Genomic DNA, 17,336 nt, shown 5'->3' on the forward strand with positions numbered 1-17,336 from the left:
CCTGATTCTTATTTTTTCTGCGCCGGAACATAGCCGGCAGGCGCCATGGAAACCAGCTGACGGGTGATGAAGCCGGCGTCCTGGTCGTGGTCTTCAAGGGATTCCTTGCGCACCAGCGCATCGCGCACCATGTGCGCGCCGAAGAAGCGGAACGGCTCTGGCGGCAGCAGCTTCATCTTCTGGTTGACCAGTCCGCAGTTGGCCCACTCGTCATTGGCGTGGGTGGCCAGCGATTTGATGATGCGGCTGGCAAAGACCGTAGTGGCCACCCCGTTGCCCGAGAAGCCGATGCCGTAGCTGACGGTCTGGTGATGGTCGAGGTAACCGAAGTTCGGCAGGCCTTTCATGGCGCGGTCGATCGGGCCGGTCCAACTGCTGACCACTGGCACGTCCTGCAATTGCGGGTACAGGCGGCGCAGTTCGGCCGCGACTTTGTCTGCAGCCGGCGATGGCTTCTCATACAGGTTGCCGATGCGCCCGGCAAAGGCGAACTGCCCCAGCGGTTTGCCGAACACCACGCGGCCATCCGGGGTATTGCGCCAGTAGTTGAGTACGGTGCGCGAATCGGTCATGCACTCGCCGCCGCTGAAGCCGATGGCGTCGAGCTTGGCCTTGACTGGTGCGGTGGCCACCATGTCGCTGGACATGATCGCGATCATCCGGCGCAGCTCAGGGAACTGCGCGCCCCAGGCATTCAGCGCGAGTACCACGTGATTAGCCTTCACGCGACCCATGGCGGTGTGTACCACCGGGTTCTTGCCGCGCTCCAAATGGGTGAAAGGCGATTTCTCGAAGATCTTCACCCCGAGTTTCAGCGCCACCCGGCGCAGGCCGCGAGCCAGCATGGCAGGCTGCACGGTGGCGGCATTGGGATCATAGATCCCACCCAGCACGAGTGGGGAGCCTACTCGACCACGGATGGTTTCGCGGTCCAGTTCCTGGAAGGGGTTGACGTCGAGTTTTTGCAGGCCGTCGGTGAGTACCTTCCACGAGCCCATCTGGCGCTGGTTGGTGGCAGTCCACAGCCAGCCGTCCTTGCGATACTGAGCATCGATACCGTGCTCCTGGCAGAAGCTGCCGATCTCGTCGATGGCCGACTCCGCCGCCTCGCAGATGCGTCGCGCTTCGACATCGCCACAGATAGTGCGCACCGAAAGGTATTTGCCCCACCAGTTGGTGGCAACACCGCCGTTGCGCCCACTGGCACCCGAACCGCAGCGATCACGCTCGACGATGACGATGGTCTTTTCCGGGTGCGCCTGTTTCAGGCGGATGGCCGACCACAGGCCAAGGAAACCGCCGCCGACGATGCAGACATCCGCTTGAATTGCATCCTGCAGGGCAGGGGCCAGATCGCTGTCCAGGTCGAGTGCCTGGGCATACCAGAATCCACGGTACATAGTGAGTGCCTTTGAGCATGTTGGTTTTTGTACACATGATGCTCAGCAAATGGCTTTTGAGATATTACAGTCATGACAATTGATCGTACGCTTTCGCTTATTCGTGCAGAGTGTCCTAAATTTTCCATTTGCTGAGATTGATATGATATGGAGGACTCTCGTAGTGCTTTAGAATGGTGCAATCCATCAAGCTGAGGTGCCTACTCATGGTCAGGAAAGCCGAAGATCAAAGCAGTGTTCCTGCCTCTATCAAACCAGAGCTGAGGGTCGGCTTTGTCTTGATGAACCACTTCACCTTGGTGCCGGTTGCCGGATTGGTGGATTCCTTGCGGTTTGCCGCTGACAAGTCCTTTCGCAGTCAGCAGGTTTTTTGTCAGTGGGATTGGATGACGCTGAATGACCAGCCCATCGTGGCCAGTTGCGGAATGCCCATCTTGCCAACCAAACCCCTGAATCTGTGGGCCCAATATGACTACATCGTGATCGCGGGGGGGTTGCTTGGCGAAACGCGCAATCCTCCGGACTGGCTGCTGGATGCGCTGCGGGATGTGCATGCTGCCAACATTCCCATCATCGCCTTGTGCTCTGGTTCATTCGTGCTGGGAAAGGCTGGGCTTCTGGACGGCAGACGGTGTGCACTCCATTTCACCCTGCGAGAAGAGTTCAAGGAGCGCTTTCCGCTGTCTACTGCGGTGATCGATAAAAACTATGTCGATGACCGGGGCATCATTACCTGCCCAGGTGGTACGGCCATCGATTTGGCTGCCAACCTGATTCGCCGCCACTGCGGGGCAGTTCGGGCTCAGAAAGGCTTGGAGTACCTGTTGGTCGAAGAGCGAAGCGAGGAGGAGGCGGAGGGCGCCGAAGGTGGGGTGTATCTGAACGATCGCGTGCAGCGAGCAATTGCTTTCATGCGCGAAAATCTGGGGTCATCCCTCACGATCCAGGCGGTGGCGAGTGCTGTGGGTACTCACCCTCGGCAGTTGCATCGCGAGTTCGTAGCCAATACTCAAGAGCCCCCGGCCAACTATTGGCGCAAACTGCGCCTTGACCATGCCAGGCGGCTGCTGGTCAATACCAGCCAGAACATCACCACCATCGCCTTGGCCTGCGGCTTTTCGGATGCTTCGCATTTCATTCTCTGGTTCCGCAAGCAGTATGGCGAGACGCCGTACAGCTTTCGCAAACGCCGGCACGAGGTCGAGCGGTTTGAGTGGAACAATGAACGGGTTGGCTTGGACCCTGAGCTCTAGGTCAGTGCATGCAAAAACGCCGCGGGCCAGGCCCGCGGCGTGACAGCCAAGAGATCGAGGCTATGGCATCTCGCCGAAAGCTTGAATCTCGATAAGGTACTCGGGGGCTGCCAGTGGCGCGCCGACGCATGCACGCACCGGCGGCTCATCACCAACCCAGGCGTCGTAGACCGCATTCATGGCAGCAAAGTCGTCCATGTTGGCCAGCCAGATTTGAATCCGAGAAATGTCTTTCTTTCCTGCTCCAACCTCGGAAAACCAGCGCTCCAGTTGCGCCAGCACGCACTGCGTCTGTTCGGTGATATTGCCTTGGGGTGCTTGGGCCACAATGCCAGAGGTTTCGATTCGCCCTTTGATGATCACCATCTGGCTGGCACGAGAGCCTGGCTTGATACGTTCGATCATGGGGGCTCCTTAGAACAGTACGTAGGTTTTGCGCAGTGGCTCGCGAATGTCCCAAATGCCTTCACAGTTCTCAGGGAACAGAACGGCATCACCGGCGCGCAATTCCACGGGCTCGCCGCCGTCAGGGGTAAAGGTGCACCAGCCGCTAACAATGTGGCTGAACTCGCGGTTCTTGAGATGGCGACGGAAAACACCCACGCTGCTTTCCCAGACGCCGATGCTGGCACCAACGCCTTCATCGGTCTGTGCCTGGCCGGTGGCTGCGACAGCGATCACGTCACCAATCGGCAGTTTGGCTGGCGAGGTTTCACCCAGCGCGGACTCAGCAGCATTTCGTACAACGGTAAGAACTTGGGGCATCGGGAATTCCTTGGTAACTCAATGTATCGGGGTGATTGGTAACTGTCTGCTTTAGCGACGGTCAGTGGACAAGCCTGTTGCAGTGCTGCGCTTAGCCGTTCCTGAGTGTTGGCCAAGAGCTGCCGATTGCTGCAGATCCAGCGAGCGAGTTTCCGGCGCCAGCCACCATGAAATGATTGCGCCGAACAGCGATACTCCAGCAGCAATGAACATGGTGTTGGCGATGCCCAGCGAATCCAACGAAATGGGCACCAGGTAAGTGCCCAGTGCTGCGCCGATACGCGACAGCGAGGTGGCCAGGCCTACGGCGGATGCGCGAATCTCCGTGGGGAACAGTTCATTGGGATACACATAAGTGAGCACTTGTGCGCCACCAATCAATACGGCATAGGCGCCAAAAATAATCAGGACAATCATTGGGGCGCTGTCAGGGAACTGGCCGAGCACGAAAAGCGCCAGGCCTGACCAAAGGAAGCTGTGAATCAGCATCTTGCGGCGTCCCATGCCATTGATCAGCTTCGTAGCGCCAAGGCAGCCCAAGGTGAACAGGAACGTAATTGCCAAGGAACCGTAGCTTGCCCAGTCGCCGGTGAGTTTCAAAGCCTGCAGAACTTTCGGGGCAAACGCGTAGATAGCAAACAGCGGAACGATGGCACACGTCCAGAAGAGCGTGATGAAAGCCATCCGCTTACCGTAACCTGAGTGGAACAGGGACCATACGGATACTGGTTTTGCGTTGCTGGGCTCTGGGAGGTCGCTGATGGAGTAGTCGGGGCCGTATACGCGCTTGATGACTGCATCGGCTTCAGCTTTACGGCCCTTGCTAATCAGCCAGCGGGGTGACTCTGGGGTGCCGCTTCGCGCCAGCAGGAACAGTCCGCCAGGTACGACAGCACTGGCAAGCACCCAGCGCCAAGCATCCTCGCCTGCAAAGCGCAGCAGAACTTCCCCGGCCAAGTATGCGACCGCAGCACCTGCAAACCACATCAGTACCATGGCGGCCAGCAGGGGCCCGCGGTGTTTGCGCGGCAAGAATTCCGCCAGCAAGGAGGTTGCAATGGGGTAGTCCGCCCCAACAGCCATGCCAATCAGCAGGCGCCAAACGAACAGGAGCCAGGCCGACTCAACCCAGAACTGAGCGAGGGAGAAGCCGACAATCGCGATCAGGTCGACCAGATAGAGAACTTTTCGCCCGTATTTATCGGTGAACCAGCCACCTAAGAAGCCACCTAGGAATACGCCAATGAGCGCTGAGGCCGCGATTAATCCTTCCCAAAGTGCACTCAGTTGAAGTGCGGTACTGATCTGCATCATGACCACGCCAATGATGCTCAGTACATAGCCATCCAAAAAAGGACCGCCGGCTGAGTATATAGTTAGCTTTCGATGGAAGGCATTAAGTGGTGCGTCCTCTACGGAGCGCTTCAGAGTTGACATGAAAATACCTCTTTTTGTTGTTATTGCGAACACGCATTCGCTGGCCACGTAAGTGTGGCCAGTGATTATCAAGTTTTTGAAACTCTATCGAGGGGTTCGAGTTCGTGTTAAGAGTGCGTCCAGCACAACTTCACAAGCAGCACCCCAATTAGCACTTACAGGTTGGTGCATCAAAACAGCCAATCCTTCGGCTGAGAATGTGCCAGGGGAGGCGATCGCTCGACCTAGCGACTGAAGGCTCTTATCAGGGTTCGATTCTGCAGAGCCTACACAGTCTTTAATGTTACTAAGAACCAAGGCGCGTGCCGCATCAGCAGGCAGGCCTTTATCGCTCAACCATTGCTCGAGATCATGCAGCAAGAAGTAAAACCAGCTGTTCATACACGCTGCTACGGTTGCAAGCTCGAAGGAGTCTTCATCTTGCAATACCACCAGTTCGCCCAGAGTACAGAGCAAGCTTTCTGAAGCCGCATCCGCAGGGCAGATGACGACCGTTGACCGGTTGAGCTTGGCTGCGCATGAGAGCATTGCCCTCACACAATCAGCCAGAGGGAAAGCAGTCTGCAGTTGCTCAAGACTTATTCCTGCCGCCAGCGATATCAGCTTTTGCCCCGGCTTCAGTTGAACCTGGTTTGCCACGGACGCGATGTCCTCTGGCCGGACACCCAGCAGCACAATATCGCTACGATCGACGACAGCTTGATTGTCTTGCAGAACCTGGCACGCGCATTCGTCAGCAAGCGTTTGGGCGCGCTCCGCGTTTCTCGGCGATAGCATGATCGCGTCGGCAAGCCCGCTTCTGCGCAATCCGCGGACGATGCTTTCCGTGAGGTCACCTACACCGATAATGCCAAGGTTCTGCATGTCGCCCCCTTTAGCTTTCCATTCCTGCGCGGTGCTGACCCCAGCGCAGATTCAAGTTGACCCCGAGGCTTAAGAACGGTTCTGGGGGATTGCGATTTGGCCCCTCTGCACCCAGTAGGAAGTCGATCAGTTCATCGCGTTCGCCAGCGAGCCAGTTGGCCAGCAGGGTGCCAGTGACGGTGCCGCGGGTAATGCCCAGGCCATTGCAGCACAAGGCTCCGTGGACATTGCGCGCAAGCGAGCCGAAGTGCGACATGTGATTGCGCGACAAGCACATGGAGCCGCCCCAGGTGTACTCGAATGGCATACCTGCAAGCATCGGGAATCGTCGTTCAAACGAGTCACGGTGCTGGCGCCCTGCGCGATCCAGGTAGCGTTGGTGTGCTCGTCCATCGGCATTGAAGCTGAAGCTGTTGCGCACGAGTAAACGCTGGTCGGGGGTCCGGCGTAGCGTACTACCGAACGGATCTGCCGGGATGACGCCCCAGGTGTCTTTGCCGCCCAGTCGCTGTTGCTCTTCTTTGGTCAGAGGGCGAGTCATGCTGGCGTACGTGAAGATGGGGAGCAGGCGGCCTGGGAGGAAACCGAAGTGCGATGCAAACGCATTGTTGGTCAGCAGCAATTGGTCCGCGATAATTTCGCCGGCATCGTGTTTGAGTGTGACGCGGTCACCTTGCTCAATCGACGTGATGACCGTTCCCTCATAGAGGGTGACGTTCTTCGGCAGTGTATCTGCCAGCCCTTTGGCCAAGGCGGCCGGTTGCAGAAGCTTCGTGCCCGGGGTGTACAACGCTTTCTTGTAGAACGAGGTGCCGAGGTGATCAGGCAGGTCTTGTGCCTCGATCATTTCATAAGGCTGGTCGAGCTTCTCGAGCCCACTGCGATAAGCCTCCAGTACCGCAAGCCCCTTGCTTTCCACGGCGGCTTGGTACTTGCCGTCAGGCCTGATCTGGCAATCGATGCCCTGATCCTTGATCAGTTGCGCGAGGATGCTCTGCGCGCGCAAGTTGAGCTTCAAGTTCATGCGCGCGGTAGGCAGCGGCCCGATGTAGTCCGCCGCACCGATATCATGTGGCAAGTCAATTGCAAAGCCGGAGTTTCGTCCGGACGCGCCAAACCCGACAACCTGAGCCTCGACAAGAATGATCTCGTCCCCTGGGTAGTGGTGGGCGAGCTGACGTGCCGCGGCGAGACCGGTAAAGCCTGCGCCCAACACAACCCAGCGAGCCGAACTGCGGCCACGGTGGCTCTGTTTTGGAGTACGGGCAGGGCTCAGATGGAACCAGCCACAGCCGTTGTCATCCGCGGGAGTAGAGGTGTTTCTGTACATGCGTATCTACTTTTAAGTGTTGTTTGAGTCACTATCGCACCGCATGACTTCTGAAAATATAACGGGCAGGACGACTCATGGGAGGTTCTGGCGGGGGGGCTGAATTTTGCAGGCGGATGTTGGCTGTAACCCTAAGCGCCGTCACAGCTGTGCTGTGCAGTTGTCGCCAGTAGAATATGAGAAACGGTATCTTCTGAGCTTAGAGAGTGCCTAGGAATGCAGGGGCGGTTCATTTAGGTCGGTCGCGCAATATCCATCTCATTTACAGGGAAAGACTATTTCTGGTCGCTTTTTCAACTGCTCAATAGCTGTCTCGACGAGCGATATAGCGCCTGCGGCTAACGGATAACATTTTGTCATCAAGTCGTCTCCGGAAATGTCGCTGTATACAGATTGAATTCATACGTACCCTTTTCTCAGAGCATCCACCGCTCGATGGTTTGGCTGGATCGACCAGCTGAGAACAATAAGGGGTTTTACGATGTCTGCATTCAAATTTTCCGGTGTCAACCTTGCCATCACCACGCCGTTCGATGCCCAGGGCAAAATCGACTACGCGCGATTTGAAGGGCTCATTGAGCGTTACATCGCAGCCGGTGTTCATGGCTTTGTGCTGAGCTCCGGAACCGGAATGCATGTGTATCTGAGCAAGGATGAGTCCAAGGAACTGATCGCGTTCGGCTCGAAAGTCATCAAAGGTCGTGCGCGCGTGATCGCTCAAACCTCAGCCTTGCTGGCCGATGAGGTCGTTGAGCGTACCCGCCATGCCAAAGATTGCGGCGCCGACGGCGTCATGGTGCTTCCGCCCTTCTTCGAAGGCCCAACCGATGATCAGGGCATCATCGATTTTTACTCGACGGTTTCCGAGGCCGGCCTGCCGATCATCGGTTACAACGTCCCGCAGGCGGTAGGCGTAGAGGTCACTCCATCGCTGTTCAAGCAACTGAGCGAAATTCCGAACTTTGTTTCGGTGAAGGACAGCAGCGGTGATCTCGCAGCTCAAGCTTCTCTGGTGCGCACCGGCTTGCCAACCATGAACGGTGCCGATCCGCTGGTACCTTACGCTTTGTTCGCGGGTGCCGCAGGGTTGATCTGGGGCGGGGCGAACATGGCACCGAAAACCTGTGTTGCCCTGGTCAACGCCGCAACTGAACGCAAGTGGGATGATGTTCAGGATATCTGGAAGTCGTTGGCTCCGGTGATGTCCCTGATCTGGCAAGGGGACTACGTGCAGTCTGTGTATGCTGGCGCTGAAATCATGGGCTATGGCGCAGGCAATCCCCGCCGTCCGCTTGCCCGCCTGGCCGAAGATAAGTTGGATGCGCTGCGTGAAGCATTGGCTCCGCTGATCGAGCGCGAAGCCTCTGCTTCCTGACAGCTGGAGAAGCCGACATGTTTGTTGCTTCGAAATTACCTGAAAACAATGGCAGCTCTGGTTGGGTAGAGATGCTGCCTCGCCGCATGGGTAAACCAGCATTGGAGAGCTCGATCACGGCGGACGTCGTGGTCATCGGTGGTGGTTTCGCTGGCCTCTCAGCCGCTCGTCAAATCGTTCGACTGGATCCGACCGTCAAGGTAGTAATTCTTGAAGCAGGTCTGGTCGGCGATGGAGCTTCGGGGCGGAACTCGGGGTTCATAATCGACCTTCCCCATGAGGTCTCAGCTGAAGGGCTGGGTGGCGGTTCGCTTGATCGCGCACGTCGCGACATCAAGCTTTACCGTACCGCGATTGATCTGGGCTTGGAGTTGGCTGAGGAGCACGGCTGGGGCAAAGAGGTCTTTGACCCGTGCGGCCGATACAGTGTTGCTCGAGGTACCCAAGGTGACGAGCACATCCTGTCCTATGGGAAGCAACTCGACGCACTTGGTGAGAAGTACGAACTGCTGAACACCCGAGAAATCGGCGATGTAACGGGAAGCGCTGCTTACACGTCCGGTATGTTCATGCCGGGTACTGTGATGATTCAGCCCGCTGATTATGTACGTCGCTTTGCTGATACCTTCCGTGATCCTGTTCGCGTGTATGAACAGACGCCTGCCCTGTCGTTTAAAAATGTGGGTGGTTCATGGGTAGTAAAAACGCCGAAGGGCGTCGTTACTGCGGGCAAGATCATTCTGGCGAACAATGGGCATGCGCAGAGCTTCGGCTTCTTTAAAGGGCAGCTGCTGCATGTGTTCACCTACGCCTCGTTGACTGAGCGATTTGATCCTAAACGCCTGCCAGGTCAGCGCACTTGGGCTGCTACACCAGCATTGCCAATGGGTACAACCATTCGCCGCATAAACGATGGTGACAGCGATCGAATTTTGGTGCGTTGGCGGTACTCCTACAATCCGAGCTTGACCATCGGTGATAGCCAAGTGAACAGCGCCGGCAGGGTTCACGACGAGAAATTCCTCACGCGTTTCCCGACCTTGAAAGGGCTCCGAATGCAGTATCGCTGGGGAGGGCCAATGGCACTGACCTGGAACAGCGTCCCTGCTTTTGGGGAAGTGGCCCAGGGTGTGATTTCGGCCTGTGGTTGCAATGGTCTGGGAGCGTCCAAGTCGAGCGCAGCCGGTATCGCTGCAGCGGATCTGGCGCTGGGTGTCAAGAGTGAATTGGTGGATATTCTGCAGGGCTATGACAAGCCAAAGCAGCTACCGCCACAACCTTTCCTGACCATCGGTGCGAAAGCTAACATGAAGTTCAAGGAGCTTCGTGCTGGAGACGAATGAGGTTTCAGGCTTAACAGCAAGATGAAAAAGGGCCTCCATGAGGCCCTTTTTCAGTATTATGGGGAGGAAATGCGCGAGCGCGTGCAGGTGGTCACTGAGTCGGTGTAAACCGTGATGGGTCTTTGCCCTGCTAGCGGTGTGACGATACAAGAAGAATAAAAGATGAGAGGTTAGGCTTGATCAAGGCTGCCGTGATGCAAATGTCGTATTTTTGTTTGATAAATGGTGTAGGCGAATGGTAAAGCATACTGAACCCGATTTGTCTCTGATTCACATGCCTTCACTGCGCGCTGTGAAAGCATTCGTAGCTGCGGCGAAGTACTTGAATTTCACTCGAGCAGCCGAGTCGCTGTGTGTAACTCAGGCTGCTATCAGTCGCCAAATTCGCGAACTTGAGAATTTCTTAAACGCGGAATTGTTCATAAGGAACGGGCGCGCAGTCGAGTTGACCTCAGCAGGGGCAGCCTTTTTTGATGCTGTTCAGTTGTCACTTAGCAATATCTCTCAGGCATCAAGCCGTATTCGCAGGCAAACCAGTGGTAAGCGTGTTGTTACTATTTGTTGTACTCCTGCCTTTTCGGGCTTATGGCTGACACCTCGTCTACCTAAGTTTCTAGCAGCTAATCCTGATATTGACCTGAATACGGTGGTTACTCAAAACTTCTTGACGATGGAGCCCGGTGTACAGCCTGACATATTTGTTAATAAGCTTTCGAAGATACGAGAGGGGTATAGCAGTTATCCTCTTGTTTGTGACGTAATTTATCCAATATGCAGTCCTGAGTATCTCGAGCAGAATCCTGATCTCACAAATTTAGAGAGTATGAGTCAGCAACCCTTGCTCAACCTCAGTCCATTCGGTAGGTCTCAGATAGCAGAACACGTAGATTGGTATGTTTGGTTCGAGTACCACCATGTCGACTTGAGCGCGCGGGTAGTTAATGGTGCCCAGTTGTATCACTCCAACGACTACAATTCACTTGTCCAATTGGCAATAGCTGGTCAGGGGGTTGCCCTAGGCTGGCACTACTTAGTAGATCCACTTGTTCAGCAGGGCTTGCTCGTCAGGCCAGTTGAGGAGGAGTTGATTCACAAGGATAGTCAGCATTTTCTGACCTTCAGGGGGGAGAAGAAAGACGATGGTGGTTGTACTCGTGTTCGAGATTGGATACTAGAAGAGTTTGGAGTTTTTCCAACTGTGATGTAATATGCGGGCTTAAACCTTCTTGCCCGAGACCATCAAGGGGTAACCACCGCCTGCGTGGAGGCGGTGGCTGGTTTGGTGCTGAGCTCCGTCAGAACAGCACCGGTACTGCTCGGATCACGAAGCGTTGATCCAGATGGTCTTCAGCTCCGTGTATTGGTCGTGGGCCCAGATGGACTTGTCGCGCCCACCGAAGCCAGACTCCTTGTAGCCACCGAACGGCGTGGTCACATCACCCTCGCCGAAGCAGTTGACCGTGACCACGCCTGCACGGATTTCACGCGACAGGCGCAGCGCATTGCGCAGGCTGCCGGTGTAGGCCGAAGCGGCCAGGCCGTAAACGGTGTCGTTGGCCAGCTCGATCGCCTCATCGATGGTTTCGAAGCTGGTCACGCTCAGCACCGGGCCAAAGATTTCCTCGACGAAAAGCTTGTTGTCGCGGCCAACGTTGTCGACGATGGTCGGCTGCACGAACACGCCTTCTTCGGTCTCGCCACCCTGGACGATACTGAGCTTGTGCTCGGCGGCGTATTCCAGGTACGACTTGACCTTCTCGAAGTGCGACTTGCTGACCATGGCGCCCAGGCGATTGTCCGGGTCCAGGGGGTCACCCAGCTTCCAGTCTTTCAGGTGCTTGGCGATCAGGCCCAGCAGCTCGTCCTTCACATCCTTGTGGACGATCAGGCGCGAGGAAGCGGAGCAGTTCTCACCCATGTTCCAGAACGCACCGGCGGTGACGAACTGGGCCACTTCATCGAGGTCTTCGCAGTCGTTCATGACCACGGCCGGGTTCTTGCCACCCAGCTCCAGAACGATGCGCTTGAGGTTGGACTCGGCAGCGTACTTGAGGAACAGGCGGCCGGTGTCGGTCGAGCCGGTGAAGCTGACCATCGGGATGTCCATGTGGCGGCCGATGGCCTCGCCCACTTCGCGGCCACCGCCAGGCACCAGGTTGAACACGCCTGCAGGAATGCCGGCCTCGTGGGCCAGCTCGGCCACGCGCAGGGCGCTGAGGGTGGTTTCCTTGGCCGGCTTGACCACGATCGAGCAACCGGCGGCCAGCGACGGAGCGATCTTCCAGGCCAGCATCAGCAGCGGGAAGTTCCATGGCAGCACCAGGCCAACCACGCCGATGGCTTCGCGCACCACCATGGTCACGGCGGCGTTGCCGGTCGGGGCGGTGGCGTCGTAGATCTTGTCGATCAGCTCGGCGTGCCAGCGGATGGTGTGGATGGTCTCCGGCACGTCGACGGTCTGGCACTCGCTGACCGGCTTGCCGCTGTCCAGCGCTTCCAGCACAGCCAGTTCGTGGGCGTTGTCTTCCAGCAACTGGGCGAACTTCTGCAGCACATGCTTGCGGTCGTTCGGCTGCATCTTCGACCAGGTGCCCTCTTCGAACACGCGCTTGGCCGCGGCTACGGCCACGTTGACGTCGTTGACGTCGCAGGCGGCGACTTCAGCCAGCTGCTGGCCGGTGGCCGGGTTGGTGGTGACGAAGGTGCGGCCCGAGAGGGCATCGCGGAATTCACCGTCGATGAACGCCTGGGTACGCAGTTGCAGGTCGGCGGCGATGGCCGCGTATTGTTCTTTGTTCAGCAACGTGGACATGTTCTACTCCATTGTCAGTGTTGAGGTTTTATCAGCCCAGCGAGGCCGCTTGTTGCAGGTTCAACGAGCGAGTTTCCGGAGCGAGAGCCCAGGACATGAATAGGCCAACGAAAGACACCAGTGCGGCGATGTACATGGTTTGCGCGATACCCAGAGAGTCCAGCGACAGGGGAACTAGGTAGGTGCCTACTGCAGCGCCGATTCGGGATACAGAGGTGCCGATTCCCACCGCGAAGGTACGTATCTCGGTTGGAAAGATTTCGTTCGGGTAAACCAGAACGAGTACCTGAGCGCCACCGATAAACAAAGCGTAGGTGGCAAACAGCACCAGGATGATCATGCCGGGGCTTGAATGGAAAATACCGAGACACAGCAAAGCAAGGCCAGACAGGAGGAAGCTGTAGATCAGCATGGTGCGTCGGTCAATTACATTGATGATGCGGGTGGCAATCATGCAGCCGAATACGAAGAACAATGTGATCAGGGCGGAGCCTAGCGACGCGATGTCACCTTTGACGTTCAGGGCGCCCAATACCTTGGGTGCGAACGAATACACCGCGAAAACCGGAATGATCGAACATGTCCAGAAGCTGACGATGAACAGCATCCTTTTGCCATAGCCCGAGTGCAGCAGGTTGGAAAAACTCAGGGAATTGCCGCTTTGTTCTTCCGGCAAGTGACGAAGGTCAAACTCATTGCCGTACACGGTTTTGATGACTGCTTCGGCTTCCGCATTCCGCCCCTTGCTCAACAGCCAGCGTGCGGATTCTGGAGTGCCCATGCGAACAACGAATAGGAACAGGCCGACAATTGCGGAGCTTGCCAGTACCAGGGGCCAGGACTCAGTACCCAAGGTACGCAGCATCACTTCGCCTACCAGATAGGCCGACGCCGCTCCGGCGAACCATAGAAGGGTCAACAGGGCTAGGCGAGAACCGCGATACTTGCGCGGCATAAACTCGACCAGCATGGATGTTGCGACCGGATATTCAATGCCTACGCCTACACCTATCAGAAGGCGTAGTAGAAAAATGGCCATTGCCGAGTCCGCCCACAGATGAGCCAGCGAAGCACCGATGAACAGTAACGGGCCCAGGAAATAGACCTTACGTCGGCCAAGAAAGTTGGTTAGCCACCCGCCAAGAAAACCGCCAAAAAATACGCCGATGAGCGAGGAGGCGGCGATCAACCCCTCCCAGAAGGTGCTTAGTTGCAGCGATGTTGAAATATGTGCCAGCGCGACACCGATTACGCAAAGGACGTAACCGTCAGCGAAACCGCCGCCACCTGATCGGACGGTTAGAGATTTATGAAACCTATTTAGTGGTACGTCTTCGACCGTCATTAGATGACTTATCATTCTTGTCTCCTTCACCAATTCAGGGCAGCTTCCATGTGTGGCTTGCTTGGGGCACGCTGCAGGTCTTTTGTTATTTTTCCTGCATAACCCAAGGTTAAATAGCATCCTCCCCGGTTGTCTGCGCGGTTGTCGAATAGGCTTCGACGCGCTCCAAAATGCGTTGAGAAATTTCATCGCTAGTACGAGAGGCACGACCGGTGTCGCGGAGCTCAACTGCGGAGATCAGGAGTGCATAGTGAGAGATGAACCACAGCGCGTCGCGTGCGGCGCTTATAACGCTTTGCGAGCGATAAATGAGGTTTTGGATCCGGGCGTGGTCGACCAGTAATCGTTTCAATGAGGGGGCCAAGTAGTGATTGCCTGAAATTTTTCCGATCTCGAAGAGCAAGGCGCACTCCAGTAGAACACACGCTTGATGATTGGCAGCTTGGCCTGCGGCAGAAAGTTGCTTATGGAGTGCATGCAAGTTGCAGATGTTTCTTTCCGTCGCTGCCTTCGCAGCGAGATGTGCTATCGCCACATAGAGCATGCGTGCTGCTTGGGCGAAGCGCTTAAAGCACTCTTCCGTGATCGGTGAAACTCTCGGTGCACGGTTGGCAGTCATTTCGATATAGCCCTCTCCGGCTGCATGGCGCAGAGCTTCCCGCACCGGGGGGCGTGACAGACCGAACTCCTTGCATAGCGCAATTTCATCGATGGCACTACCAGGTGCCATGCTCATATCTAGGATGCGCCTGTTCAGTGCAATCTCGAATATCTTCTTCTTGTCGATATTGGAGATATTGGAAATGCTATCTAGATATTGCATTGGTATCTTCTGCGCAACCGGATCGGGGCGAAAGTGAGTTGCACGCACTCACGCGGATTTTAGCGACAAACAAGTTAGTTCAGAGTTCGTAGCGCGTCTCTTTAGAAGGTGGCCGGCCAAAAAATTTGCTGTAAGTCCGGCTGAAGTGTGTTGCTGCAACAAATCCACAGGCCAGCCCCACCTCCATCACCGACAAAGCAGTATTTTGCAGTAACCGTCGGGCCTCAGTAATGCGCAACTGAAGATAGTATTGCTGCGGGGTGTTCCCAGTCTGGTTCCGGAATAACCGCTGAATTTGGCGTGGAGATAATTTCACGCATTTGGCCATTTGCTGTATATCGAGAGGTTCCTCTAAGTTGGCCTCCATCAAGCGGATAATTTCACGCAGCGGCAGGGTCATATTTGGCTGGTGTATCCGAGTAGCGCTCTGGAAGCGCGTTTGGTCGTAATCGAGCAGGGCGATGACTGCTTCAGCCAGCGCAGGGTCGCAACGCTCACGCAGCCACTGGACCATTACTTGAAAAGCGCCTACAGGGGTTGCAGCGCTCAACCGGTTACGGTCGAATACAACACTGTCCTGGCTCACGCAGGCTTGTGGAACATTCTCGGCAAGAGCCAGGCGTTGCTCTGGGTGAATGGCGCATTTATAGCCATCGAGCAAACCCGCAAGGCCGATGTACCATGTCCCGTTCCACAACCCACCCAGAGCCATGGAGTAGCCGGCAAGTTTGCGCAAAAGGTTACTCAACCATGCAGGGACTGCCCGTGGCGTTCGCAGGCCCCCACAGACAATCATCAAGTCGATCTGGGCGACGCGAATATCAGTTAGTGGAGTGTCCGGTCGAATCGGAATACCTAGGTCACTGATCACTTCAGCACCGCTATAGCTGAATGTGTAAGTGCGCACTGAGCCAGGACGAATCAGATTGGCCGTGGCCAAGGCATCAAGCGCCTGTGTGAAACACGGCAACGAGAAATTATCTAAAAGCAGGAAGCCGATCTTCGAAGTCTTTCCCGGCACCCTTTGTTCAAGAAACTTCAGGTTTCGCCCTTCGAATGCAGCATTGAAGTGTCTGTTCACGGTTTGCATAGTTATTCCGTGTAGCGCGTCGCTCAACAACGGGTGACGGCTCGGCGAAGGTATAGTGCCTTCGCCGGCGATGTTCAGATGATCCGGTTCGATGTTGCCTCGGTCAGGCGCTTGGTCATCAAATCGCAGTACCAGTCGATGAACTGGCAGACACCATTCTCAATGGTGGTCGAGTAGGGCCCGGGAATGTAGGCGGGGGAGGTGACGCCAATCTGGGTGCCTTCCACCAAGCGACGATCCTGATCATTGGTTGCAATCCAGACCTTGGTCAGCCGATCGATGTCATAATCCACGCCCTCTTGGGCATCTTTAGGCACGAGCCACTTAGTGGTGACCACAGTTTCGCCTGGGCCTACAGGCAGCACGCGGAAGCTTAGGGCGTGATCGCCCAGGAAATGGTTCCAGGTCGACGGATAGTTGAAGTACAGCAGGGCACCAATGTTTTCAACTCCGCTGCGATCCAGTCGACGGGCCACTGCAGGCTTCCCATCCATGGTATAGCTGCTTGCTCCAGGGTTCAGCGGGATACGTGTCATCCGGAATTGCCCGTTTGGATCCATTACCATCCGGCTTGCCAGCCCTGCAGCTTCACAGGTGTCGCAGTGCTCGGCGAATACGGGATCTTCTGCGCCGCCCAAGCCTTGTACAGAAAGCAACTCGGTGTAGCTGCAAAGCAGCTCCGGGTGAGTACCATCACAGTGGTAGCACTCGCGATTGTTCTCGAAAACCAGTTTCCAATTCCCTTTCTCTACCAGGTTTGACTCGAAGGCAACTTTACAGTCCTCAAGGTAGTGAGGGCCAATGAATGGGGAAACAGCGCTTCTGAATTTTTCAAAATCTGGTGCGGTCTGAGCAACGCACACATAAATGTAGCTGTGGACAACTTCACAGTGAACCGGCGTCAGGCTGTGGTCAGCAGGGTTGAACTCAGGCCCCATGTTTCCTGCATACAGAAGTTTTCCGTCCAGTTCGAAAGTCCATTTATGGTATGGGCAAACCAATTTTGCGACCTTGCCTTTAGCTTCGGTACAAACCTTGGAGCCACGGTGACGACAGGCGTTGTGGAATGCGCGAACACCTCCATCCTTGCCGCGCACTACGACAACTGGGTATTCTCCGATTTGGAGGGTCAAATACTCACCTGGCTTTTCCAGCTCAAAAGTGTGGCCGGCAAAGATCCACTCTTTGTACCAAATGTGCTCAAGATCTTGTTGATAGAGAGCGGGATCGTTATAGGCGGTGCCAGGTAGGCCGTGTTGAGGCTTACGTTGTTTGATCAGGTCCAATGCGTCGGTGTAATTTTTCATTTTTTATTTGCACTCCTCATGCACAGCTCTACCGCAAATTATTCGCCAGATACTCTGCATATCACATAACTTACCCGCGTATGTTTAAGATGTGAGGTGGTCATATGCAGTGTTCATCGACTGAAACGCTTTACAGAAGTCTATGTGGCAACGGCTCGAGCCGGAATCAATTTTTTGGGGGATAGCTTGATA

15 protein-coding genes are annotated in these 17,336 nt (G+C 55.9%); 4 read left to right on the forward strand and 11 right to left on the reverse strand.

What is annotated here, in order from left to right; all coding sequences use genetic code 11:
• Positions 1–8: 8 nt before the first annotated feature.
• On the reverse strand, positions 9–1,400 hold the full coding sequence (locus NY023_RS12055) for an NAD(P)/FAD-dependent oxidoreductase (RefSeq protein ID WP_013972257.1): 1,392 nt from the start codon (positions 1,398–1,400) through the stop codon (positions 9–11).
• Between the two features lie 206 nt (positions 1,401–1,606).
• Here NY023_RS12055 and NY023_RS12060 point away from each other — a divergent pair, with 206 nt between their 5' ends.
• Positions 1,607–2,653 (forward strand): GlxA family transcriptional regulator, encoded by a 1,047-nt coding sequence (locus NY023_RS12060; RefSeq protein ID WP_049798472.1) that lies wholly within the window; start codon positions 1,607–1,609, stop codon positions 2,651–2,653.
• A 60-nt stretch (positions 2,654–2,713) separates the two neighbouring features.
• Here the strand turns inward: NY023_RS12060 and NY023_RS12065 are convergent, their stop codons facing one another.
• From NY023_RS12065 to NY023_RS12085, 5 genes are all read right to left on the reverse strand, one after another.
• Entirely contained in the window at positions 2,714–3,058 is a 345-nt protein-coding gene (locus NY023_RS12065; RefSeq protein WP_013972259.1) for a RidA family protein, read from the reverse strand.
• A 9-nt stretch (positions 3,059–3,067) separates the two neighbouring features.
• Positions 3,068–3,418, reverse strand: coding sequence for a cupin domain-containing protein (locus NY023_RS12070; protein ID WP_013972260.1), 351 nt, complete (start codon positions 3,416–3,418; stop codon positions 3,068–3,070).
• Between the two features lie 51 nt (positions 3,419–3,469).
• Positions 3,470–4,855 (reverse strand): MFS transporter, encoded by a 1,386-nt coding sequence (locus NY023_RS12075; protein ID WP_044046976.1) that lies wholly within the window; start codon positions 4,853–4,855, stop codon positions 3,470–3,472.
• Between the two features lie 84 nt (positions 4,856–4,939).
• Positions 4,940–5,719 (reverse strand): pyrroline-5-carboxylate reductase family protein, encoded by a 780-nt coding sequence (locus tag NY023_RS12080; RefSeq protein ID WP_013972262.1) that lies wholly within the window; start codon positions 5,717–5,719, stop codon positions 4,940–4,942.
• A 10-nt stretch (positions 5,720–5,729) separates the two neighbouring features.
• Positions 5,730–7,049 (reverse strand): NAD(P)/FAD-dependent oxidoreductase, encoded by a 1,320-nt coding sequence (locus NY023_RS12085; RefSeq protein WP_044046977.1) that lies wholly within the window; start codon positions 7,047–7,049, stop codon positions 5,730–5,732.
• A gap of 481 nt (positions 7,050–7,530) precedes the next feature.
• Between NY023_RS12085 and NY023_RS12090 the strand changes: the two genes are divergently transcribed.
• The 3 genes from NY023_RS12090 (at position 7,531) to NY023_RS12100 (ending at position 10,974) form a co-directional block, all read left to right on the forward strand.
• The gene (locus NY023_RS12090; protein WP_013972264.1) at positions 7,531–8,424 is read left to right on the forward strand and encodes a dihydrodipicolinate synthase family protein; all 894 of its coding nucleotides are present in this window, start codon (positions 7,531–7,533) and stop codon (positions 8,422–8,424) included.
• Between the two features lie 17 nt (positions 8,425–8,441).
• Positions 8,442–9,767 (forward strand): NAD(P)/FAD-dependent oxidoreductase, encoded by a 1,326-nt coding sequence (locus NY023_RS12095; RefSeq protein WP_013972265.1) that lies wholly within the window; start codon positions 8,442–8,444, stop codon positions 9,765–9,767.
• A gap of 235 nt (positions 9,768–10,002) precedes the next feature.
• Entirely contained in the window at positions 10,003–10,974 is a 972-nt protein-coding gene (locus NY023_RS12100; RefSeq protein ID WP_044046978.1) for a LysR family transcriptional regulator, read from the forward strand.
• A 114-nt stretch (positions 10,975–11,088) separates the two neighbouring features.
• Here NY023_RS12100 and NY023_RS12105 read toward each other — a convergent pair whose 3' ends face one another.
• The 5 genes from NY023_RS12105 to NY023_RS12125 all read right to left on the reverse strand — a co-directional run bounded on the left by NY023_RS12105 (position 11,089) and on the right by NY023_RS12125 (position 17,144).
• Positions 11,089–12,579, reverse strand: a complete 1,491-nt coding sequence (locus NY023_RS12105; protein WP_013972266.1) for an aldehyde dehydrogenase — start codon at positions 12,577–12,579, stop codon at positions 11,089–11,091.
• Between the two features lie 31 nt (positions 12,580–12,610).
• Complete coding sequence (locus tag NY023_RS12110; RefSeq protein ID WP_044046979.1) at positions 12,611–13,939, reverse strand: MFS transporter; 1,329 nt, start codon at positions 13,937–13,939, stop codon at positions 12,611–12,613.
• Between the two features lie 94 nt (positions 13,940–14,033).
• The gene (locus NY023_RS12115) at positions 14,034–14,747 is read right to left on the reverse strand and encodes a GntR family transcriptional regulator (protein WP_013972268.1); all 714 of its coding nucleotides are present in this window, start codon (positions 14,745–14,747) and stop codon (positions 14,034–14,036) included.
• A gap of 79 nt (positions 14,748–14,826) precedes the next feature.
• A complete protein-coding gene (locus NY023_RS12120; RefSeq protein ID WP_013972269.1) occupies positions 14,827–15,837 on the reverse strand; it encodes a GlxA family transcriptional regulator in 1,011 nt (336 codons plus the stop codon).
• Between the two features lie 74 nt (positions 15,838–15,911).
• Positions 15,912–17,144 carry an aromatic ring-hydroxylating oxygenase subunit alpha gene (locus NY023_RS12125; protein ID WP_013972270.1) on the reverse strand — a complete coding sequence of 411 codons (1,233 nt, stop codon included), beginning with the start codon at positions 17,142–17,144 and terminating at the stop codon, positions 15,912–15,914.
• Between the last annotated feature and the right edge of the window lie 192 nt (positions 17,145–17,336).

Source organism: Pseudomonas sp. NBB, assembly GCF_032701105.1.
Classification (GTDB): domain Bacteria; phylum Pseudomonadota; class Gammaproteobacteria; order Pseudomonadales; family Pseudomonadaceae; genus Aquipseudomonas; species Aquipseudomonas asiatica.